This window comes from Shinella sp. M27 (assembly GCF_049199905.1).
Lineage (GTDB): Bacteria > Pseudomonadota > Alphaproteobacteria > Rhizobiales > Rhizobiaceae > Shinella.
Genome location: NZ_JBLZPK010000059.1, coordinates 149,368 through 169,690 on the forward strand (window position 1 = coordinate 149,368; position 20,323 = coordinate 169,690).

The 20,323-nt window shown below is 62.8% G+C and carries 22 protein-coding genes and 1 riboswitch; of the genes, 16 read left to right on the forward strand and 6 right to left on the reverse strand.

What is annotated here, in order from left to right; genetic code table 11:
* Positions 1 to 29: 29 nt before the first annotated feature.
* The gene (locus ACOZK4_RS21615) at positions 30 to 707 is read right to left on the reverse strand and encodes an alpha/beta hydrolase (protein WP_421593719.1); all 678 of its coding nucleotides are present in this window, start codon (positions 705 to 707) and stop codon (positions 30 to 32) included.
* Between the two features lie 214 nt (positions 708 to 921).
* Between ACOZK4_RS21615 and ACOZK4_RS21620 the strand changes: the two genes are divergently transcribed.
* From ACOZK4_RS21620 to ACOZK4_RS21665, 10 genes are all read left to right on the forward strand, one after another.
* Entirely contained in the window at positions 922 to 2,079 is a 1,158-nt protein-coding gene (locus ACOZK4_RS21620; protein ID WP_421593720.1) for a cysteine desulfurase family protein, read from the forward strand.
* Positions 2,080 to 2,217: 138 nt separating this feature from the next.
* Positions 2,218 to 3,687 (forward strand): Fe-S cluster assembly protein SufB, encoded by a 1,470-nt coding sequence (sufB, locus tag ACOZK4_RS21625; protein ID WP_313528195.1) that lies wholly within the window; start codon positions 2,218 to 2,220, stop codon positions 3,685 to 3,687.
* Between the two features lie 111 nt (positions 3,688 to 3,798).
* Entirely contained in the window at positions 3,799 to 3,960 is a 162-nt protein-coding gene (locus ACOZK4_RS21630) for a hypothetical protein (RefSeq protein ID WP_313528197.1), read from the forward strand.
* A 48-nt stretch (positions 3,961 to 4,008) separates the two neighbouring features.
* Positions 4,009 to 4,764 carry a Fe-S cluster assembly ATPase SufC gene (gene sufC, locus ACOZK4_RS21635; protein WP_313528199.1) on the forward strand — a complete coding sequence of 252 codons (756 nt, stop codon included), beginning with the start codon at positions 4,009 to 4,011 and terminating at the stop codon, positions 4,762 to 4,764.
* 22 nt (positions 4,765 to 4,786) lie between these two features.
* Positions 4,787 to 6,061, forward strand: coding sequence for a Fe-S cluster assembly protein SufD (gene sufD / locus ACOZK4_RS21640; protein WP_421593722.1), 1,275 nt, complete (start codon positions 4,787 to 4,789; stop codon positions 6,059 to 6,061).
* Between the two features lie 29 nt (positions 6,062 to 6,090).
* A complete protein-coding gene (locus tag ACOZK4_RS21645; protein WP_421593724.1) occupies positions 6,091 to 7,332 on the forward strand; it encodes a cysteine desulfurase in 1,242 nt (413 codons plus the stop codon).
* Positions 7,333 to 7,343: 11 nt separating this feature from the next.
* Positions 7,344 to 7,724, forward strand: coding sequence for an SUF system Fe-S cluster assembly protein (locus ACOZK4_RS21650; RefSeq protein ID WP_313528205.1), 381 nt, complete (start codon positions 7,344 to 7,346; stop codon positions 7,722 to 7,724).
* 137 nt (positions 7,725 to 7,861) lie between these two features.
* On the forward strand, positions 7,862 to 8,251 hold the full coding sequence (gene sufA / locus ACOZK4_RS21655) for a Fe-S cluster assembly scaffold SufA (protein ID WP_314093892.1): 390 nt from the start codon (positions 7,862 to 7,864) through the stop codon (positions 8,249 to 8,251).
* A gap of 115 nt (positions 8,252 to 8,366) precedes the next feature.
* Positions 8,367 to 10,253: a PAS domain S-box protein gene (locus ACOZK4_RS21660; RefSeq protein WP_421593725.1), complete on the forward strand. Its 1,887-nt coding sequence runs from the start codon at positions 8,367 to 8,369 to the stop codon at positions 10,251 to 10,253.
* On the forward strand, positions 10,216 to 10,623 hold the full coding sequence (locus tag ACOZK4_RS21665) for a response regulator (RefSeq protein WP_421593726.1): 408 nt from the start codon (positions 10,216 to 10,218) through the stop codon (positions 10,621 to 10,623). Before ACOZK4_RS21660 ends, ACOZK4_RS21665 begins: the two co-directional genes overlap by 38 nt.
* A gap of 71 nt (positions 10,624 to 10,694) precedes the next feature.
* Here ACOZK4_RS21665 and gcvP read toward each other — a convergent pair whose 3' ends face one another.
* From gcvP to ACOZK4_RS21685, 4 genes are all read right to left on the reverse strand, one after another.
* Positions 10,695 to 13,556 (reverse strand): aminomethyl-transferring glycine dehydrogenase, encoded by a 2,862-nt coding sequence (gene gcvP, locus ACOZK4_RS21670; protein ID WP_421593727.1) that lies wholly within the window; start codon positions 13,554 to 13,556, stop codon positions 10,695 to 10,697.
* Complete coding sequence (gene gcvH / locus ACOZK4_RS21675; RefSeq protein WP_313528215.1) at positions 13,556 to 13,918, reverse strand: glycine cleavage system protein GcvH; 363 nt, start codon at positions 13,916 to 13,918, stop codon at positions 13,556 to 13,558. The genes gcvP and gcvH overlap by 1 nt, the downstream gene beginning before the upstream one ends.
* A 44-nt stretch (positions 13,919 to 13,962) precedes the next feature.
* Positions 13,963 to 15,102, reverse strand: coding sequence for a glycine cleavage system aminomethyltransferase GcvT (gene gcvT, locus ACOZK4_RS21680; RefSeq protein WP_421593728.1), 1,140 nt, complete (start codon positions 15,100 to 15,102; stop codon positions 13,963 to 13,965).
* A gap of 151 nt (positions 15,103 to 15,253) precedes the next feature.
* Positions 15,254 to 15,355, reverse strand: a riboswitch (glycine riboswitch).
* A 146-nt stretch (positions 15,356 to 15,501) separates the two neighbouring features.
* Positions 15,502 to 15,783 carry a hypothetical protein gene (locus ACOZK4_RS21685; protein WP_421593729.1) on the reverse strand — a complete coding sequence of 94 codons (282 nt, stop codon included), beginning with the start codon at positions 15,781 to 15,783 and terminating at the stop codon, positions 15,502 to 15,504.
* Between the two features lie 281 nt (positions 15,784 to 16,064).
* Here ACOZK4_RS21685 and ACOZK4_RS21690 point away from each other — a divergent pair, with 281 nt between their 5' ends.
* The 6 genes from ACOZK4_RS21690 (at position 16,065) to ACOZK4_RS21715 (ending at position 20,003) form a co-directional block, all read left to right on the forward strand.
* The gene (locus ACOZK4_RS21690) at positions 16,065 to 16,301 is read left to right on the forward strand and encodes an Lrp/AsnC ligand binding domain-containing protein (RefSeq protein ID WP_117366160.1); all 237 of its coding nucleotides are present in this window, start codon (positions 16,065 to 16,067) and stop codon (positions 16,299 to 16,301) included.
* Between the two features lie 58 nt (positions 16,302 to 16,359).
* A complete protein-coding gene (locus tag ACOZK4_RS21695; protein ID WP_421593730.1) occupies positions 16,360 to 17,346 on the forward strand; it encodes an RluA family pseudouridine synthase in 987 nt (328 codons plus the stop codon).
* On the forward strand, positions 17,346 to 18,005 hold the full coding sequence (locus ACOZK4_RS21700; RefSeq protein WP_421593731.1) for an HAD-IA family hydrolase: 660 nt from the start codon (positions 17,346 to 17,348) through the stop codon (positions 18,003 to 18,005). The genes ACOZK4_RS21695 and ACOZK4_RS21700 overlap by 1 nt, the downstream gene beginning before the upstream one ends.
* Entirely contained in the window at positions 18,005 to 18,790 is a 786-nt protein-coding gene (locus tag ACOZK4_RS21705) for an ATP12 family chaperone protein (protein WP_421593732.1), read from the forward strand. The genes ACOZK4_RS21700 and ACOZK4_RS21705 overlap by 1 nt, the downstream gene beginning before the upstream one ends.
* Before the next feature lie 79 nt (positions 18,791 to 18,869).
* The gene (locus tag ACOZK4_RS21710; protein WP_421593733.1) at positions 18,870 to 19,523 is read left to right on the forward strand and encodes a hypothetical protein; all 654 of its coding nucleotides are present in this window, start codon (positions 18,870 to 18,872) and stop codon (positions 19,521 to 19,523) included.
* A 90-nt stretch (positions 19,524 to 19,613) separates the two neighbouring features.
* Complete coding sequence (locus tag ACOZK4_RS21715) at positions 19,614 to 20,003, forward strand: DoxX family protein (protein ID WP_421593735.1); 390 nt, start codon at positions 19,614 to 19,616, stop codon at positions 20,001 to 20,003.
* On the opposite strand, the gene sugE is transcribed toward ACOZK4_RS21715, so the two are convergent.
* Entirely contained in the window at positions 20,000 to 20,314 is a 315-nt protein-coding gene (gene sugE, locus ACOZK4_RS21720) for a quaternary ammonium compound efflux SMR transporter SugE (RefSeq protein WP_298104885.1), read from the reverse strand. The two genes, ACOZK4_RS21715 and sugE, sit on opposite strands and share 4 nt — an antisense overlap.
* Between the last annotated feature and the right edge of the window lie 9 nt (positions 20,315 to 20,323).

Sequence of the window (20,323 nt, forward strand, 5' to 3'; positions counted from 1 at the left end):
GCTTTTGTTTCGCTTATGCTTTTGGCCGGTCAGCGGATGCGCTTGGCGGCCGGTTCCGGCGTCAGTTCGCCGGCCAGGCGACGGTCGAGATAGTCCTCGCATTCCGCCATCAGCGTTTCCGTCTGGCCGTTGAAGAAGTGGTTGGCGCCCGGCACGGTCTTGTGCGTGATCAGGATGCCCTTCTGCGTCTTCAGCTTCTCGACGAGGCCATTGACGTCCTTTTCCGGTGCCACCTTGTCGGCGTCACCGTTGATGATGAGGCCGGAGGACGGGCAGGGGGCGAGGAACGAGAAGTCGTAGATGTTCGGCTGCGGCGAAATCGACATGAAGCCTTCGATCTCCGGACGGCGCATCAGAAGCTGCATGCCGATCCAGGCGCCGAAGGAATAGCCGGCGACCCAGCAGCTCTTGGAATCCGGATGCAGGCTCTGCACCCAGTCGAGCGCGGAGGCCGCGTCCGACAGTTCGCCCGCGCCATGGTCGAATTCGCCCTGGCTGCGGCCGATGCCGCGGAAATTGAAGCGCAGCGTCGTGAAGCCGCGCTTCTGGAACATGTAGAAGAGCTGGTAGACGATCTGGTTGTTCATCGTGCCGCCGAACTGCGGATGCGGGTGCAGCACGATGGCGATCGGGGCGTTCTTCTGCTTGGACGGCTGGTAACGGCCTTCAAGGCGACCGGCGGGTCCGTTGAAGATGATTTCGGGCATTCTTACTCCGGCAAGCTCGGGTCCGAAAACGGATTCTTGTCAACTGAAGTCTTGACGAAAGCAGTCAGCTTTTCTAGAACCTAGTTTAGAACCATTCGAAACTGTATGGGCGCCCGGTTGGCGCCATGAGTTTGGTGTCATAAGGCAAGCCCGACGGAAATTTCAAGAAAAATGCACGCCGCATTGAACTTGATTGCACGGGCACGGATGAAGAATGACCAAGACGGAGCGGACATATCTGGACTGGAACGCCACGGCACCCCTGCTGCCGGCAGCGCGTGAAGCCGTTGTGTCCGCACTCGATATGGTTGGAAACCCGTCTTCCGTGCATGGCGAGGGCCGGGCGCTGCGCATGCTGGTCGAGGCCGCGCGCCGGGATGTAGCAGCACTCGTCAATGCCGCTCCCGCGCATGTCATCTTCACCAGCGGTGCCACCGAGGCGGCGAACCTTGTGCTGACGCCTGACTATCGCATGGGCCGCACGCCGCTTGCCATTGGTCATCTCTATGTTTCCGAGATCGAGCATCCGGCGATACGCGAGGGCGGACGGTTCGCGCGCGAGAACGTCACGACCGTTCCTGTGACCCGCGCCGGTGTCGTCGATCTCGATGCGCTGGAAGGTCTTCTGAAAAGCCACGACAAGGCCAAGGGCCTGCCGATGGTCGCCGTCATGCTCGCCAACAACGAGACGGGCATCGTCCAGCCGGTGAAGGCAGTCGCCGAGATCGTTCGCCGCAATGGCGGACTTCTCGTCGTCGATGCGGTGCAGGCCGTGGGCCGCATGGCCGTCGATATCGAAGCGCTCGACGCCGATTTCCTGATCCTCTCCTCGCACAAACTCGGCGGCCCCAAGGGCGCTGGGGCGCTCGTCTCGCGCGGCGAGGTTCTGATGCCGGTATCGCTGATCCGCGGCGGCGGGCAGGAGAAGGGCCATCGCTCCGGCACGGAGAACCCGGCTTCTCTCGCCGGATTTGCCGCGGCCGCCCGAAGCGCTGCTGCCGGTCTCATCGAGCGCAATGCCAGCATCGCGGGCCTGCGCGATGGTCTTGAAAACGGCATGCGGCTGGCGACCAATGACGTGATCATCCACGGCGCGGATGTCGAGCGTGTCGCCAATACGTGCTTCTTCAGCCTGCCGGGCTTGAAGTCCGAAACCGGCCAGATCGCCTTCGATCTCGAGGGTATCGCGCTGTCGGCCGGCTCGGCCTGCTCGTCCGGCAAGGTCGGCCAGAGCCATGTGCTCACCGCGATGGGGTTTGATGCCGCGCTCGGCGGGCTTCGCGTCTCGCTCGGGTCGGGCTCGACGCAGGCGGATGTGGATCGGTTTCTGGCTGCCTTCGCGCGCGTTGTGTCGCGCCGGCGCGCCGCCTGAGGCAAATCTGGCGAAAACGCAAGTTTTCGCTTGCCAAAAGGTGGGAAAAGTCCCCTTTGGCGCTTACATAACCGGCGGAAGACCCGCCACACGTTGACAAACTGCCGGACCTTGGATCCGGCAAGATTGGAGAACGATATGCCTGCGGTGCAGGAAACGATTGATCAGGTCCGTCAGATTGACGTCGACCAGTACAAATACGGCTTCGAGACGAATATCGAGATGGAGAAGGCCCCGAAGGGTCTTTCCGAGGAGATCATTCGTTTCATCTCGGCCAAGAAAAGCGAACCCGAATGGATGCTTGAGTGGCGCCTTGAGGCTTACCGCCGCTGGCTGACGCTTGAGGAGCCGACCTGGGCGCGCGTCGATTATCCGAAGATCGATTTCAACGACCTCTACTATTATGCGGCTCCGAAGAACCAGAGCGGCCCGAAGTCCATTGACGAAGTCGATCCCGAACTTCTGAAGATGTACGAGAAGCTTGGCATTCCGCTGCGAGAGCAGGAAATCCTGGCCGGCGTGCAGACCTCGAAGATCGCCGTCGACGCCGTGTTCGATTCGGTTTCCGTCGTCACGACCTTCAAGGAAGAGCTGAAGAAGGCCGGCGTGATCTTCATGTCGATCTCGGAAGCCATCCGCGAACATCCCGACCTGGTGAAGCAGTACCTCGGTACCGTCGTGCCGACGACCGACAACTATTACGCCACGCTGAATTCCGCTGTCTTCACCGACGGTTCGTTCGTCTTCGTGCCGAAGGGCGTTCGCTGCCCGATGGAGCTGTCGACCTACTTCCGCATCAACGAGAAGAACACCGGCCAGTTCGAGCGCACGCTGATCATCGCTGAAGACGGCGCCTATGTGTCCTATCTCGAAGGCTGCACCGCGCCGCAGCGCGACGAAAACCAGTTGCACGCTGCCGTCGTCGAACTGGTCGCGCTCGACGATGCCGAGATCAAGTATTCGACGGTCCAGAACTGGTATCCGGGCGACAAGGACGGCAAGGGCGGCATCTACAACTTCGTCACCAAGCGCGGCGATTGCCGGGGCAAGAACTCCAAGATCTCCTGGACGCAGGTCGAAACCGGCTCCGCGATCACCTGGAAGTACCCCTCCTGCATCCTGCGCGGCGATGGTTCGCGCGGCGAGTTCTACTCGATTGCCGTTTCCAACGGCCATCAGCAGATCGACAGCGGCACCAAGATGATCCATCTCGGTAAGAACACGTCGAGCCGCATCGTCTCGAAGGGTATTTCGGCCGGCTTCTCCAACAACACCTATCGCGGTCAGGTCTCGGCCCACCGCAAGGCGGAGAACGCCCGCAACTTCACGCAGTGCGACTCGCTTTTGATCGGCGACAAGTGCGGCGCGCATACCGTGCCCTATATCGAGGCGAAGAACGCCACGGCCCAGTTCGAGCATGAGGCGACCACCTCGAAGATCTCGGAAGACCAGCTGTTCTACTGCCTGCAGCGCGGTATCCCGACCGAAGCGGCAATCGCCCTGATCGTCAACGGCTTCGTCAAGGAAGTCATCCAGGAACTGCCGATGGAGTTCGCCGTCGAGGCGCAGAAGCTGATCGGCATCTCGCTGGAAGGTTCGGTCGGCTGACCGGATAGCAATGCCCCGGCGGTTTCCGCCGGGTGGCCGGATTGCTTCCCGATGAAGTTTCCCGCGTGATCCGTTATATCAGACGGTGCGGTTCTCATCGGGAGAGACGACATGGATCCGGTCAATCTGACATATTATGCCGTGGTTTGCGGTGGACTGGCAGCGTATGCGCCCAACGTTCGGAACGTGGCGATACGCACGGCGGTGGGGCTCAGCCTCGGCGGCTTTGCCGCCATGATGCTTCCGGTGGTCCATTTCTTCCTCGGCTTCTGAAACGAAGATGAGAGCGTTTGGACGCTCTGAACGCAGGACCAAGACACCATGCTGGAAATCAAGAATCTGCACGCTCGCATCGCCGAAGACGGCACCGAGATCATCCGCGGCCTGAACCTCACCGTGAAGGCCGGCGAAGTCGCCGCCATCATGGGCCCGAACGGCTCCGGCAAGTCGACGCTGTCCTACATCCTGTCGGGGCGCGAGGACTATGAAGTCACCGAGGGTGATATCCTCTATAACGGCGAGAGCATTCTGGAGCTCGACCCGGCCGAGCGCGCCGCCAAGGGCATTTTCCTCGCCTTCCAGTATCCGGTCGAAATTCCGGGCGTCGCCACGATGCAGTTCCTCAAGGTCGCGATGAACGAGCAGCGCAAGGCGCGCGGCGAAGCGGAACTGACGACGCCGGACTTCATGCGCCGCGTCAAGGAAGCCGCTGCCGAGCTGAAGATCGCGCCGGAAATGCTGCGCCGTCCGCTGAACGTCGGTTTCTCCGGCGGTGAGAAGAAGCGTGCGGAAATCCTGCAGATGTCGCTGCTCGAGCCGAAGCTGTGCGTGCTCGACGAAACCGATTCCGGTCTCGACATCGACGCGCTGAAGATCGTCGCCGATGGCGTCAACGCGCTGCGGTCGCCCGACCGCGCCGTCATCGTCATCACCCATTACCAGCGCCTGCTCGACTACATCGTGCCGGACACGGTCCACGTCCTCTACAAGGGCCAGGTCATCAAGTCCGGCGACAAGACGCTGGCGCATGAGCTGGAAGCGAACGGCTATGCCGACATCATCGGTGCCGCTGCCTGAAGCATCGTGAAGGAGTAATCTCATGAACATGCAAACAGGCATGAAGCTCTCGGTCGCCGAGACCGCGCTGTGCGAAGCCTACGACCACGCCCTCGGCGAGCTGCCGGGCGACGGTGCGGTGCTCGCCGCCCGCGACACGCTGATCAGCGATTTCAAGGATGCCGGCCTGCCGACGCGCCGCGTCGAGGCCTGGCACTATACGGACCTCAAGGCGTTGCTGCGCGCTGTCCCCGCCTTCGATCCGGCCGCATCGGCCGCCAAGACCAGCCCGCTGGTCGAGGGATCGTCCGTTCTGTCGGTCGTCAATGGCGTGGCCGATGCGCGCGCAACGGCAAGCGGCGTGACGGTCCGCACCTTCAAGGATGCGCTGGCCGACGGCACCGCCGCCGAAGGCCTTGCCGCCCGCGACCGTGACGACGCGATCGGCCGCATCAACGGTGCCTTCGTGCGCGACGGTTTCGTGCTCGACCTGCCTGCCGGCACGGAGCTGGAGGCCCCACTCGAAATCCAGACGGTGCAGAATGCCGGCCAGACGCATACGCGCTTCCCGGTCACTTTTGGTGCGAACACCAAGGGGACGATCGTCGAGCGCCACGTCGCCGTCGGTGAAACGGCTGCCTTCGTGACGTCGATCAGCGATATCGCGCTGGGCGATGGCGCCGAGATCACCTGGATCATCTTCCAGGCGCAGGGTGCTGTCGATACGCATCTGGGCCAGATCCGCATCACGCTCGGCACGGACGCGAAGCTTCGCCTCTACGTGATCAATGCCGGCGGCAAGCTCGTGCGGCAGGAAGTCCACGTCGTGGTGGCAGGCGAGGGCGCGGACCTGAAGCTGCGCGGCATCAACCTGCTCGGCGGCGAGACGCATACGGACGTGACGTTTACGGTCGGTCATGACGTGCCGAACACGACTTCGACGGAAGTCATCCGCAACGTGATCTTCGATCGCGCCCGCGGCGTCTTCCAGGGCCAGATCCGGGTCGCCCCGGATGCCCAGAAGACCGACGCCAAGATGTCGTGCAACACGCTGCTCTTGTCCGACGAAGCCGACTTCTCCGCCAAGCCGGAGCTGGAAATCTTCGCCGACGACGTGCAGTGCGGCCATGGCGCGACCGTGATCGATATCGACCATGTCCAGCTGTTCTATCTGATGGCCCGCGGCATCCCGGAAAACAAGGCGCGCGCCATGCTGGTCAACGCCTTCGTCGCCGAGATCGTCGAAGAACTGGAAGACGAGCCGCTGGTCGAGGCGCTGGAAGGCGTCATCGCCGTCTGGCTCGAAAAGCACGCCTGACAGGGTACGCCTGATAAAGGACGAATAAGATGGAACACGCTTTGCCCACAGCAGGCTATGACGTCGAGGCGATCCGCAAGGATTTCCCGATCCTGTCGAAGACGGTCTATGGCAAGCCGCTGGTCTATCTCGACAATGGCGCCTCGGCGCAGAAGCCGCAGTCGGTGATCGACGCGATCTCGCATGCCTATTCGAACGAATATGCCAATGTACATCGCGGCCTTCATTTCCTGTCGAATGCTGCCACGGATGCCTATGAGGCGGCGCGCGAAAAGGTGCGCCGTTTCCTGAACGCTTCCTCGGTCGACGAGATCATCTTCACGAAATCCTCCACCGAGGCGATCAATACGGTTGCCTATGGCTACGGCATGCCGAAGCTGGGTGAGGGCGACGAGATCGTTCTGTCGATCATGGAGCACCACTCCAATATCGTGCCGTGGCATTTCATCCGCGAGCGGCAGGGCGCCAAGCTGGTCTGGGCGCCGGTGGACGAGACGGGTGCGTTCCACATCGAAGAGTTCGAAAAGTGCCTGACGGAGCGCACCAAGCTCATTGCGATCACGCATATGTCGAATGCGCTCGGCACCATCGTGCCGGTCAAGGAGATCTGCCGCATCGCCCGCGAGCGCGGCATTCCGGTGCTGGTCGACGGTTCGCAGGGCGCGGTGCATATGCCGGTCGACGTGCGCGACATCGACTGCGACTGGTATGTGATGACCGGCCACAAGCTTTACGGCCCCTCCGGCATCGGCGTGCTCTACGGCAAGATGGACCGCCTGAAGGAGATGCGCCCCTTCCAGGGCGGCGGCGAGATGATCGTCGAGGTCACGGAAGATATCGTCACCTACAACGACCCGCCGCACCGTTTCGAAGCCGGCACGCCGCCGATCGTGCAGGCGATCGGGCTTGGCCATGCGCTTGATTATATGGAAAAGATCGGCCGCGCGGCGATTTCGACCCATGAAGCCGATCTGCGCGACTATGCCCACGAGCGGCTGTCGGCGATCAATTCGCTGAAGATTTTCGGTACGGCGCCGGGCAAGGGCTCGATCTTCTCCTTCGAGCTGGAAGGCATTCATGCCCATGACGTGTCGATGGTCATCGATCGGGCAGGGGTTGCGGTGCGCGCCGGCACCCATTGTGCCCAGCCGCTCTTGAAACGCTTCGGCGTTACCTCCACATGCCGAGCATCGTTCGGCCTCTATAACACGCGCGCCGAAGTCGATGCCCTGGCCGATGCGCTCGACCACGCCCGCAAGTTTTTTGCCTGAGGAGGTGAATCATGTCCCTCGACGCAACCCAAGACAAGGTGGATGTCCGCGAAGGCATCGTTCATTCGGCAATCCCGGCCGATGAACTGGCACGCCTGTCCGACGACGTCATTTCCGCGCTGAAGACGGTCTATGACCCGGAAATCCCGGCCGACATCTTCGAACTCGGCCTGATCTACAAGATCGACATCGAAGACGACCGCATGGTCAAGATCGACATGACGCTGACCGCTCCGGGCTGCCCCGTCGCCGGCGAGATGCCGGGCTGGGTGGAAAACGCCGTGAGCGCCGTCGAGGGCGTGTCCGGCGTCGAGGTCAGGATGACCTTCGATCCGCCGTGGACGCCGGACCGTATGTCGGAAGAGGCGCAGGTCGCGGTTGGCTGGTACTAGCTTGATACCGAAAAGTTGAAGACTTTTCGGATAAGATCATGCGGTAGCAGAGTATTGATCCCTTAACGAGGGAACACTAGATTTGGATTCGGAAACCGTCGGGCCTTGAACCCGGCCGGTCGAAGGAGATACGGCCCATGGCCTTTGCAGTGATGACACTTACCGATGCGGCGGCCAGCCGCGTCAAGGCGATCGTCGACAATGCCGGCGGCGACGCCAAGGGCATTCGCGTCGGCATCAAGAAGGGCGGTTGCGCCGGGATGGAATATTCCATCGATCTCGTGACCGAACCCAATGCCAAGGACGACCTGATCGAGCTGAACGGCGCCCGCGTCTGGGTGGCGCCTGAGGCCGTGCTCTATCTGCTCGGCACGCAGATGGATTTCGAAGTGACGACCCTGCGCTCCGGCTTCACCTTCCACAACCCGAACCAGACGTCCGCCTGCGGCTGCGGCGAATCGGTGGAGCTGAAGCCCGCCGACCTCGCAGCCCTTGCCGCCGCCGGCCAGCCGACGGTGCGCGCCTGACATCAGGGGATGCAGGGACTGCAAATCCTTGCACCTTTTCTTTGCAGATGGTTTTGCCTAGTCTCCCTCAGCCGGCGTGCTGATACCGGTGGTGTCGCAACGGGGAGGGCGCGCGATGATGGGCTTTGCCGCCGCACTTTACCAGAACCTGCCGTTTCCCGTGCTCATCGTCGATGCCGCAGCGCATGTCGTGTCGTATAACGATGCGGCCGCGCGCACGTTTGGTTGGAGCAAGGACGGCCAGATCCCCTCCGATTCGCCCGTTATCGATGGGCCTGACGCAACAGGATTGCTCGCCCTTCATGCGGCGACCGGTCGGGAAAACGCCTATCCGTTTGTCTTCCGTCATGACAACGGGTCCCGCTTCGAGGCGACCGCCCATGTCATCCCCGTTCCGGACGAGACCGGCCGTGCCCGCTATGCGCTTCTCCTGCGCAGCCTGTTGAGCGGCGGCAGCCATGGCGAGCAGATCCTGCTTGGCCAGCGCATTGCTTCTGCACTCGACACGATGAACGAGGGTTTTGCGATCTTCGATCAGGAGGAGCGCCTGATCATGTTCAACCGCTCCTACAAGGAACGTACCGGCGTGGCGCGCGACGCCGTGCGCGTCGGGGCGACGCTGGAGAGTATCGCGCGCGCCAGCATCCGCGCCGGCATGTTTCCCGGCATTGTCGAAGGCACGCCCGAAGCCGAGGCCATGGTGCGCGAGCGTCTGGAAAGCCACCGCAACACCGACAGCGGGGGCAGCGTCTTCGAATTCGGCAAGGACCGCTGGATCCGCGGCGAGAGCCACGTCGCCGAAACCGGCGACATCGTCGCGCTTCGTGTCGACATATCGGAGTTGAAGCGCGCGGAAGCAGCGCTGGAGGAGAAACGTCGCGACTATCTTTCGCTGCTGCAGATCCTGCCCGACATGATCCTGCGCTTCGACAGGAACCTGACCATCCGCTTCGCCAACGACAAATACGCCGCCCATGTCGGTTCGACGACCGATGAGCTTCTCGGTCGCTACCTGCCGGACGTTGCCTGCGCGCCGGAGCAGACTGCCGACCTCATCAACATCACGAATTATACGCGGGAGGCCCCCGTGCGCTCGCTCGAGGTCTGTACCGAAGGGCCGGATGGGCAGGAAGAATGGATGTTCTGGACGGCCGTGGCGATCTTCGATGATGATGGGGTGGCCGAGGTGGTGAGTGTCGGCCGCGACATCACCGAGGCCAAGCGCCAGCAGCAGCAGGTGGAAGCTCAGACGAACGAGTTGCGCCGCAAGAACGAGGCGCTCGACCAGTTCACCGCCACGGTGTCCCATGACTTGAAGGCGCCGCTGCGCCATCTCTCGATGTTCGCCGAGATGATTTCCGAGGATTTGCACCGCGGTGAACACGATGAATTGGCGCATTACGCCGATCATGTGCGCAAGAGTGCCGCGCGCATGCGGCGCATCATCGACAGCCTGCTCGAATTCTCGCAGATCGCCTACCGCATCACCACGCCGAAGCCTGTCGCCCTTTCGGATGTTGTGCGCGATGCGCTGGCGCTGCTCGAAACCCATGTGCAGGAGGCGGGCGGCTCGGTCGATGTCGCCGCGCTGCCGGAGATCATGGGCGATCAGGAGCTTCTGAAGCGCCTGGCGCAGAACCTGATCGGCAATGCCCTGAAATACCGCAGGCCCGGCGAAATACCCGTGGTGCGTGTCTACTGCCGGGAAAACGAGGAGGCCGTCGATTTCATTGTGGAGGATGACGGTATCGGTATCGACCCGCAGCATGTCGGGCGGATTTTCGAAGTCTTTCAGCGGCTTCACCGGGATGAAACGGTTTATCAGGGCACGGGCGTCGGCCTGGCGCTGGCGCGCCGCATCGTCGAAAGTCACAACGGTGTGATCGCGCTTGACACGACCTATGGTCCGGGCGCACGCTTCATCGTGACGTTTCCGCAACCCATAAAATCAAGGGGGAGCGATCGTGGTAAGCTTGGCCAGGAAGCTGATCGTCGTCGATGACGATCCGGTGGATGTGCGCTTCGTGATGCGCGCCTTCAGCGATGCCGGCAGCATCATCGAGATTACCCATGTGACCGATGCGGACATGGCAAGCGATCGTCTCGCGACGGAAGCTTTTGACTACATCCTGCTCGACATCAACATGCCCGGCACCAACGGCATGGAGCTTCTGAAACGTCTGCGCGGCGATGCCCGCACGGCGGTAACACCGGTCATCATGCTGTCGTCGTCGTCGAATACGGCTGATGTCAACCGCGCCTATGAGAACGGCGCCAATGCCTATGCGGTGAAACCCTCGACGCTCAGCGGCTACCGCGATTTCGCCGAGGGCTTCACCCGCTTCTGGGTGGACGTCGCCGTTTCGCCCTAACCAGTCCCTGCCCGAAAATGAAAAGCCCCGGCCGATGGGATCGGCCGGGGCAATCGTTTTGTGTGCCGTGTTTACTCGGCGGCGTCTGCATAGTCCTCGAGCGGCGGGCAGGAGCAGACGAGGTTGCGGTCACCATAGACATTGTCGACGCGGTTGACCGGCGACCAGTATTTGTCCACCCGGAAGGCACCCGGCGGGTAGCAGGCCTGTTCGCGCGAATAGGGGCGATCCCATTCGCCGACGAGGTCTTCCACCGTGTGCGGGGCGTTCTTGAGCGGGTTGTTCACCCGGTCCATCCGGCCTTCCTCGATGGCGCGAGCTTCCTCGCGGATCGACAGCATCGCATCGCAGAATCGGTCGATTTCCGCCTTGGTCTCCGATTCCGTCGGCTCGATCATCAGCGTGCCGGCAACCGGCCAGCTCATGGTCGGCGCGTGGAAGCCGCTGTCGATCAGGCGCTTGGCGACGTCGTCGACGGTCACGCCGGCGCTGTCGACCAGCGGGCGCGTGTCGATGATGCATTCATGCGCCACGCGGCCCTTGGCGGACTTGTAGAGCACGTCATAGGCACCCTTGAGACGGGCGGCGATGTAGTTGGCGTTGAGGATCGCCACCTTGGTCGCCTGCGTCAGGCCCGCGCCCCCCATCATCAGGCAGTAGCTCCAGGAGATCGGCAGGATGGAGGCCGAGCCGAAGGGAGCCGCCGAGACTGCGCCGGCCTCGCCTGTCGTCGGGTTTGTCGGCAGGAACGGTGCAAGATGCGCCTTGACGCCGATTGGGCCCATGCCGGGACCGCCGCCCCCATGCGGGATGCAGAAGGTCTTGTGCAGGTTGAGGTGGCTGACGTCGCCGCCGATATCGCCCGGACGGGCAAGGCCCACCATGGCGTTCATGTTGGCGCCGTCCATATAGACCTGGCCGCCGTGCTTGTGCACGATCTCGCAGACCTCGCGCACGTTCTCTTCGAAGACACCGTGCGTGGAGGGATAGGTGATCATGCAGCAGGACAGGTTTTCCGCATGCTGCACTGCTTTTGCACGGAAATCGTCCATGTCGATGTCGCCGTTGTCAGACACCTTCACGACGACGACCTTCATGCCGACCATCTGGGCCGACGCCGGGTTGGTGCCATGCGCGGAGGTCGGGATGAGGCAGACGTCGCGATGCGTATCGCCATTGGCGAGATGATAGGCGCGGATCGTCAGGAGGCCGGCATATTCGCCCTGCGCGCCGGAATTCGGCTGCATGGAGAGGGCGTCATAGCCGGTGATGTCGCAGAGCTTCTGCGACAGGTCCTCGATGAGATAGCGGTAGCCCTGCGCCTGGTCGGCGGGAACGAAGGGATGGATCTCCGAAAATTCCGGCCAGGTGATCGGCAGCATTTCCGCCGTGGCGTTGAGCTTCATCGTGCAGGAGCCGAGCGGGATCATCGAGCGGTCGAGCGCGAGGTCGCGGTCGGAGAGACGGCGGATGTAGCGCGTCATCTCGCTTTCCGCACGGTTCATGTGGAAGATCGGATGCGTCAGGTATTCGCTGGTGCGCAGCAGGTCTTCCGGCAGCCGGTAGCCCGGCTCGAACTCCGCCACCTCGAAATCGCCGCCGAAGGCCCGCCAGACGGCTTCCAGCGTGACGGGGCGCGAACGCTCGTCGAGGCTGATGCCGATGCGGTCGTCGCCGATCTTGCGGAGATTGACTTCTTCCGCGACGGCCGTCTTCAGGATGATGCCCTGCAGCTTGCCGACGTGAACGGTGATCGTGTCGAAGAACACCTCCGGCTCGACGGTGTAGCCGAGCTTTTCAAGGCCCATGGCGAGACGCACGGTCTTCTGGTGCACACTCTGCGAAATGGCCTTCAAGCCCTGTGGACCGTGGAAGACGGCATACATCGAGGCCATGACGGCGAGCAGCACCTGCGCGGTGCAGATGTTCGACGTCGCCTTTTCGCGGCGGATGTGCTGCTCGCGGGTCTGCAGCGACAGGCGGTAGGCGCGGTTGCCGCGCGCATCGATGGAGACGCCGACGAGACGGCCGGGCATGGAGCGCTTGTAGGCGTCCTTGACGGCCATGTAGGCGGCATGCGGCCCACCATAGCCGACCGGCACGCCGAAACGCTGGGTGCAACCGATGGCGATATCCGCGTCCATCTCGCCGGGCGATTTGAGAAGGGCGAGCGCCAGCGGGTCCGCCGCCATGACGGCAATGGCGCCGGTCTGGTGCAGGCGGGCGATCAGGCCGGTGAAATCGCGCACATGGCCGTAGGTGCCGGGATACTGGAAGATCGCGCCGAACACGTCGACCGGGTCGAGATCGGTGAAGGGATCGCCGACGACGATGCACCAGCCGAGCGGTTCCGAACGGGTCTTGAGCAGCGCGATGGTCTGTGGGTGGCAGTTCTCGTCGACGAAGAAGGTCTTGGCCTTGGACTTCGAGACGCGCTCGGCCATGGCCATCGCTTCGGCGGCGGCGGTCGCCTCATCGAGCAGCGAGGCATTGGCAACATCAAGGCCCGTCAGGTCGCAGACCATGGTCTGGTAGTTCAGCAGCGCTTCGAGGCGGCCCTGAGAAATTTCCGGCTGATAGGGCGTATAGGCCGTGTACCAGGCGGGATTTTCCAGGATGGTGCGCTGGATGACCGGCGGCGTGATCGTGCCGTAATAACCCTGGCCGATCAGCGAAACGAGCTTTTTGTTGCGGCCGGCGGTCTCGCGCAGCTTGTCGAGCGCCTCGCGCTCGGTCATCGGCGCGCCCCATTCCAGCGGCTTTTCCTGTCGGATCGATTTGGGCACGGTGTCGTCAATCAGCGCGTCGAGGTTCGGATAACCGATCACCTTGAGCATCGCCTCCATCTCCTTTGGCGAGGGGCCGATATGGCGACGGTTGGCGAAGTCGTAGGGCTGGTAATCGGTAAAGGCAAAGTCCTTGGGGAGAGACATCAGCCGACAAGCTCCTTGTAGGCGGCTTCATCCATCAGGCCGTCGGCATCGGCCACATTGGCAAGCTTCAGCTTGAAGAACCAGCCGGCACCCTGCGGGTCGCTGTTGACGAGGGAGGGATCGGCGGTGATCGCCTCGTTGACTTCGACGATTTCTCCGTCGAGCGGGCAATAGACATCGGAGGCCGCCTTCACGCTTTCAACGGTGGCCGCATCGCCACCCTTTTCGAAGGTCGCGCCGACCTCGGGCAGTTCGACGAAGACGAGATCGCCGAGCTGTTCGGCCGCATGGACCGTGATGCCGACGGTCGCGACGCCGCCTTCGATCTTCAGCCACTCGTGTTCTTCGGTGAATTTCAGCATGTTTGTTCCTCTCTGGGGATGGGTGGGTGGCAGGTGCGCTTGTTTCAGCGCTTGAAGGTGTTCTTGACGAAGGGCATGGCGGTGACGGTGACGGGCAGGAATTTGCCGCGCACGCCGGCATAGAGCTGGGTACCGGGGGCGACGGCGGCCTTGGTCACGTAGCCCATGGCGACGGGACCATCGACATTGGGGCCGAAGCCGCCCGACGTCACTGTGCCGACGACGTCCTCGCCCTCGGGATCGGTGGCGAGCACCGCGCCTGATCGCACGGGCGCACGGCCTTCGGCCCGCAGGCCGATGCGACGGCGGTCAGCGCCGTTTTCAAGCTGTTCGAGGATGATGGCGCTACCCGGGAAACCGCCTTCACGCTCGCCGCCTCTGCGGCGCACCTTCTGGATGGCCCATTCGAGCGCGCCTTCCACGGGCGTCGTGCCGGTGTCGATATCGTTGCCGTAGAGGCAGAGACCCGCTTCGAGGCGCAGCGAATCGCGGGCGCCAAGGCCAATCGGCAGCACGTCAGGATGGTCGAGCAGGCGGCGACAGACGGTTTCGGCGAGCGCCGCCGGAATGGAGATCTCGAACCCGTCCTCGCCGGTATAGCCGGAGCGCGAGACGATGCAATCGGCGTCGTGCAGGTCGCAGGCGCGCACATCCATGAAGCGCATGGAGGAGACATCGGCCCAGAGTTCGGCCAGCACCGATTCCGCCCGCGGCCCCTGAAGGGCGACCAGCGCGCGGTCGTCGTGCAGCGTCAGCTCGCAGACGTCGCCGATCTTCGCCTGCATATGGGCGAAGTCCTGATCCTTGCAGGCGGCGTTGACGACGACGTAGAAATGATCGCCGCGGTTGGCGATCATCAGGTCGTCGAGGATGCCACCGTCGTCATTGGTGAACAGCGCATAGCGCTGGCGGCCTTCGCCGAGGCCGACGACATCGACCGGCACCAGCGTTTCGAGGGCACGGGCGGCATCGGCATTGTCTCCGGAGCGGGCACGTACGGTGACCTGGCCCATATGCGAGACATCGAACAGGCCGGCGGCGGCACGGGTGTGCAGGTGTTCTTTCATCACGCCGGCGGTGTATTGCACCGGCATCTCGTAGCCGGCAAACGGCACCATGCGGCCGCCGAGCGATACGTTCAGCGCGTGAAGCGGTGTTTTCTTGAGTTCAGACGATCCGTCCAAAAGGCGCCCTCCAGTCCCTGGGCGCCCAGTTGCAGGGCGCCGGCTCACAATCAGGCGCAGTTGCGCCGTTCTCCTGAGCCCCCTCTGTCCCTTCGCCTGAGATTGTTATCCCTTCGGCGAGCGCTTTCGCGCTTCTCTCCAGAGTTCTGACGGCACCTTGCTGGTCCTTTTGCCTGAGAGTTTCCGGGGCGGTTGCTCCTTCGGCACCGGCACTGCCTTTCCCAAGGCGGCCGGTTTCTCCCAGCGAGGTTGGCTCCAGATAACGGCCTTGCCGGTGTTTTGGCAAGAGGCGGCGTCGCTGCCGAGCACATTTTTGTCGTAGTGGGAAAGAAGCAAAGAAAAGGCCCCATCAGGGGCCTTAGTCGGTTGGAGGACGGCTGCAGTCCTTGGAAGGGAGGATCACGCGGGTTCGGCTTCCTCCTGAACGGGGGTGCCGTTTTCGTCATAGAGACGCTGCGCCTCCGCGAAGGTCACCTGCGGCGTCATCCCGGGTGCGGTGATGAGGGCAAGCGCCAGCGCCGGCGGCTGGATGACGTTGAGCACCGCGATGGTGCGCGCATCGCCGTGGATCTTCGCATCCTCGCTCCAGGTGTGGATGCGCTGCTCGAACAGCGTGTTCGCGCGGGTCTGCATCTTCATGCCCTGCGCGGCATAGGCGGCGGTGGCGGGCGAAACTGTCACGATCTGAGTCATGGCGTTCAACGGGTTTGCTTCAGGTTCGTGCAATTTATCATTTGCGCCTTTCGCGTGTGTGAAACGCGGCGGTTGCATTTTCATCGAGTTTTAACGATCTGTGCGAATTTCGGTCGGCCTTGCCTTTGCCGTGAAAATTCCGTCATAAGAGAGCTGAAATACCGCCGGAATCGGGCGGTAAAAAGCAATCCCAGCAAAAGTGTGCAGCGGTTTTGCGCCCGGGATTGCGATCACAAGAAAACAATGCCGCCAATGGTGCGGGAGGACCGATGAAGCCGATTTTCGTTCAATTGCAATGCGCTCCGGGTAAGACCTATGAAGTCGCGGATGCGCTTTACGCTACGGAACTCATTTCGGAGCTTTATTCCACCAGCGGCGAGTACGACCTGCTCCTCAAGGTCTATGTCGACAGCGAGGAGGATATCGGCAAGTTCATCAACGACCACGTCGCCTCCATCCCCGGCATCGTGCGTTCCCTGACCACGCTGACCTTCCGCGCGTTCTAAAGCTGTTCCCCTTCGGCCTTTCTTGCGCTAAAGCACGGCGCAACGAAAGAAGGCTGACATGGCAGGCATCGAACACAAGCAGGTTGAGAGCGACGAGGCGGGCATGCGCCTCGACCGGTGGTTCAAGGTCCATTATCCGGGCCTCGGCTTCGGCCCGCTCCAGAAATTGCTGCGCTCCGGCCAGGTGCGCATCGATGGCGGTCGCGTCAAGAGCGACACCCGCGTGCAGCCGGGCCAGATGATCCGCATCCCCCCGATGGAGGTCGATGCCAAGAAGGCCGGGCCGATCGCCGGCCGCGAGCTGAAACATTCCTCCGATCACGAACTGCTCTCCCGTATGCTGCTGCATGAGGACGAGAAGGTCATCGTGCTCAACAAGCCGGCCGGCATCGCCGTGCAGGGCGGTTCGGGCGTCAACCGCCACATCGACCAGATGCTCGAGGCCTGGACCAGCCCGAAGGGCGAGAAGCCGCGCCTCGTGCACCGGCTCGACCGCGACACGTCGGGCGTGCTCGTCATCGCCCGCACGCGTGGCGCCGCGCAGAAGCTGACCGCCGCCTTCCGCGAGCGCGATACCAAGAAGACCTATTGGTCGCTGGTGATGGGCGTGCCGAAGAAGCGCGAGGACAAGATTTCGACCTGGCTCGTCAAGGAACAGACGCCGGATGGAGACCGCATGCGCATCGCCAAGCACGGCGAGGACGGCGCCGACCATGCGGTTTCCTTCTACCGGATCATCGAGCAGGCCGCACAGAACTATGCGTGGCTGGAGATGGAGCCCTATACCGGCCGCACGCATCAGCTTCGCGTGCACGCCGCGCATATCGGTCATCCGATTATCGGCGATCCGAAATATTTCGAGGCCGACCTCAACTGGGCCTTTCCGGGCGGCGTGCAGAACCGCCTGCATCTCCATGCCCGTCGCATCGATATTCCGCACCCCAATGGCGGGCGCCTGCGCGTCACCGCGCCGCTGCCGCCGCATATGGTGCAGACCTGGAACCTCTTCGGCTTCGACCAGACCGCGGCGGACGAGGAAGACTGATGCGGCTTGCGCTTTTCGATTGCGACGGCACGCTGGTCGACAGTGCGCGGCTGATCCATGAGGTCATGGCCCGCACTTTCGTCGATTTCGGCCATGCAAGACCGGATATTTCCGAGACCAAGGCGATTATCGGCCTGACGCTCGACATCGCCATTGCCCGCATGCAGGGCAAGCCGCATGTCGACGACGAGGCGCTGGCGATGACGGCGCATTATAAGGCGACCTATACCGGCGTGCGCGCCGAGCCCGGCTTCCAGGAGCCGCTGTTTCCCGGCATCGCCGAGATGATGGCGCAGCTGGAGCGCCGGGACGACCTGCTGATCGGCGCCGTCACGGGCAAGTCGCGCCGCGGCCTCGACCTCATCCGCGCGGCGCACGGTTTCGACAAGACCTTCTTCGTCTCGCGCACGGCGGACGACTGCCCGTCCAAGCCGCACCCGGCCATGGTGGCGGAATGCTGCAACGAAGCCGGGATTGATGCGGCCCGCACGGTTGTCATCGGCGATGCGATTTACGATATGCAGATGGCGAAGGCGGCCGGGGCGAAAGCCATCGGCGTTTCCTGGGGCTACGCCAGCGTGCCCGAACTGGTCGCGGCCGGCGCGGATCACATCCTGCGCACGCCCGCAGACCTTATCGACTGGTTGGAGACTTTTTGATGCGTGACATCCTGAGCGACCTTTCCGACGCGATGAGCGATCCCGATCCGGTGCGCCGCGCGCAGATCCAGATGAAGCGGCCGCTGCCCAAGCGTTTCTATAAAGAGGTCTCGACCGACACGGCGGAGGAGGGGTTCCGCATCCTTCTCGACGGCCGCCCGGTGCGCACGCCCGGCAAGAAGACTTTGGCCGTTGCGACGCAAGCAATCGCCGACCGCCTGAAGGCGGAGTGGCACGCGCAGGCGGAGGAAATCGATCCGGCGAAAATGCCTGTGACCCGCCTCGTCAACACGGCTGTCGATGGCGTCGCGGAAAATCTGGATGCTGTGTTCGACGAGATCGTGCGTTTCGCCGGCACGGACATGCTCTGCTACCGTGCGGATTCACCTGAAGGTCTCGTCGCACGCCAGCGCGACGGCTGGGATCCGGTCTTGCGCTGGGCGGCGGACGCCAAGGGCATCCGCTTCATCCTAGTAGAAGGCGTGATGCATCAGGAGCAGCCGGTCCCGGCCATCGAAGCCTACGCCGCCGCGCTTTCTGCCTGGCGCGATCCGCTGGCGCTCGCCTGCGTGCACACCGTCACGACGCTGACCGGCTCGGCGCTGCTGGGCCTGGCCTTCGCCGAAGGCATCATCGATGCCGACAAGGCCTGGTCGCTCGCCCATATCGATGAGGACTGGCAGATCGAGCATTGGGGCACCGACGAGGAGGCGTTCCACCGTCGCGAAAAGCGCCGCGAGGAGCTGGATGTGGCCGCATCCGTGCTGTCCGAAATGCTGCGCTGACCAGACTTTCTTAAACTTTCCGCTCCATTTTGGCGCATCGTTCCAACAGCCATAGCCGACCCGCACCGCACCGAGTACCATGCAGTTCCTTCTCCGCGCCGTTCTTTCCGCCTGTCTCGCTCTTTCCGTGCCGCTCAACGCTAGTGCCGAGGGCTTTCCCGTCCGCGACATCCGCAAGGTCGTCGTTAGCGGTGATGGCAACGTGCCTTCAGTGGTTCTCAAGCGCACCGATGCCTATCTGAAGCGCGCTGCCAAGGCGACGCGCCGTGCGGTCGCGCTCGACCGGGCCTCGATGGACGTGCGCGTGACGGGCGTCACACAGTCGGCGACAGGCGCAAGTTCGGCAAAAGTCACAATCACGCTTTCCGATCCGAAGGGTGGCGTTTCCGCACGCAATACGCTGACCGTTAACAGCTTCATGCCATCCAGCAAGGGCCGTGATGCAGCGCTCGGCGATGCCATCGCCAAACGCGTGGCGATCGCCTACCACCTGTCGCCGGTCGCGGCCGGCAAGCTCAATGAGGGCAAGCGTCCCGCCAAGGGCCGCAAATATGCTGGCGGCAAGCGTAAGCCGGCGGGGCGTCAGAGCGTGACGACGCATACGCGCAGGGACAACCGCCCGCTGGTCATCCCGACCGAGGCGGCCCTGACTGTGCGCTCGCGTGCGCTCGCCGAAGGGTCGACCGGCAAGATCGCCCCGTGTGTGGTTACCCAGACGATCAGCTGCGATTGACGCCGCGCATCGTGAGTGACGATGTCTGGAAAATCTCCGGAAGAAACATGATACCATTCTCTCCCAAGTGAAACGGAGGGAGTGCCTGCCATGTTCGATCGCTTGTCCGTCTACCAGCCGCAGGCGCTCGCCGCCTTGCGCATCATGTCCGCGCTGCTCTTCATCGAGCACGGCATGCAGAAATTCTTCAATTTCCCGCCGGCCGAACAGCCGTTCGGCGACCTGATGAATATCATCGGTGTTGCGGGCGTGCTGGAAGTGGTCGGCGGGATCCTGCTTTTGATCGGGCTGTTCACGCGGCCGGTGGCCTTCGTGCTCTGCGGCTTCATGGCTGTCGCCTATTTCACGGCGCATGCGCCGCAGAGCTTTTTCCCGATCAACAATCGCGGCGACGCCGCGATCCTGTTCTGCTTCGTCTTTCTCTACCTGGCGGCAGCCGGGCCGGGGGCTTTTGCCCTCGACAACAGCCGTAGAAATTAGGCGACGAACTTCAGGCCCAAAATGCCGGTGACGATCAGCGCGATGCAGCCGATGCGCATCGCCGTTACCGGTTCAGCGAAAAGCACGATGCCGAGAATGACCGTGCCGACCGTGCCGATACCGGTCCAGATCGCATAGGCCGTGCCCATGGGCAGCGTTTTCACGGCAAGACCGAGAAGCACGATGCTGACCACCATGGAGCCGGCGGTGAGGACGGTGGGAACCAGCTTGGTGAAGCCGTCGGTATATTTCAAACCGATGGCCCAGCCGATTTCGAAGATGCCTGCGAGGGTAAGAAGGATCCAGGGCATTTGCCTACT

Coding starts and splice junctions, on each gene's coding strand:
- gcvP (WP_421593727.1), bottom strand. CDS start 13,556: ATGTCTCTCCCCAAGGACTTTGCCTTTACCGATTACCAGCCCTACGAC.
- ACOZK4_RS21695 (WP_421593730.1), top strand. CDS start 16,360: ATGGCAGGCATCGAACACAAGCAGGTTGAGAGCGACGAGGCGGGCATG.
- sufC (WP_313528199.1), top strand. CDS start 4,009: ATGCTGGAAATCAAGAATCTGCACGCTCGCATCGCCGAAGACGGCACC.
- sufD (WP_421593722.1), top strand. CDS start 4,787: ATGAACATGCAAACAGGCATGAAGCTCTCGGTCGCCGAGACCGCGCTG.
- sufA (WP_314093892.1), top strand. CDS start 7,862: ATGGCCTTTGCAGTGATGACACTTACCGATGCGGCGGCCAGCCGCGTC.
- ACOZK4_RS21645 (WP_421593724.1), top strand. CDS start 6,091: ATGGAACACGCTTTGCCCACAGCAGGCTATGACGTCGAGGCGATCCGC.
- ACOZK4_RS21710 (WP_421593733.1), top strand. CDS start 18,870: ATGCAGTTCCTTCTCCGCGCCGTTCTTTCCGCCTGTCTCGCTCTTTCC.
- gcvH (WP_313528215.1), bottom strand. CDS start 13,918: ATGCTGAAATTCACCGAAGAACACGAGTGGCTGAAGATCGAAGGCGGC.
- ACOZK4_RS21620 (WP_421593720.1), top strand. CDS start 922: ATGACCAAGACGGAGCGGACATATCTGGACTGGAACGCCACGGCACCC.
- ACOZK4_RS21615 (WP_421593719.1), bottom strand. CDS start 707: ATGCCCGAAATCATCTTCAACGGACCCGCCGGTCGCCTTGAAGGCCGT.
- ACOZK4_RS21630 (WP_313528197.1), top strand. CDS start 3,799: ATGGATCCGGTCAATCTGACATATTATGCCGTGGTTTGCGGTGGACTG.
- ACOZK4_RS21700 (WP_421593731.1), top strand. CDS start 17,346: ATGCGGCTTGCGCTTTTCGATTGCGACGGCACGCTGGTCGACAGTGCG.
- ACOZK4_RS21660 (WP_421593725.1), top strand. CDS start 8,367: ATGATGGGCTTTGCCGCCGCACTTTACCAGAACCTGCCGTTTCCCGTG.
- ACOZK4_RS21705 (WP_421593732.1), top strand. CDS start 18,005: ATGCGTGACATCCTGAGCGACCTTTCCGACGCGATGAGCGATCCCGAT.
- ACOZK4_RS21650 (WP_313528205.1), top strand. CDS start 7,344: ATGTCCCTCGACGCAACCCAAGACAAGGTGGATGTCCGCGAAGGCATC.
- sufB (WP_313528195.1), top strand. CDS start 2,218: ATGCCTGCGGTGCAGGAAACGATTGATCAGGTCCGTCAGATTGACGTC.
- sugE (WP_298104885.1), bottom strand. CDS start 20,314: ATGCCCTGGATCCTTCTTACCCTCGCAGGCATCTTCGAAATCGGCTGG.
- ACOZK4_RS21715 (WP_421593735.1), top strand. CDS start 19,614: ATGTTCGATCGCTTGTCCGTCTACCAGCCGCAGGCGCTCGCCGCCTTG.
- ACOZK4_RS21690 (WP_117366160.1), top strand. CDS start 16,065: ATGAAGCCGATTTTCGTTCAATTGCAATGCGCTCCGGGTAAGACCTAT.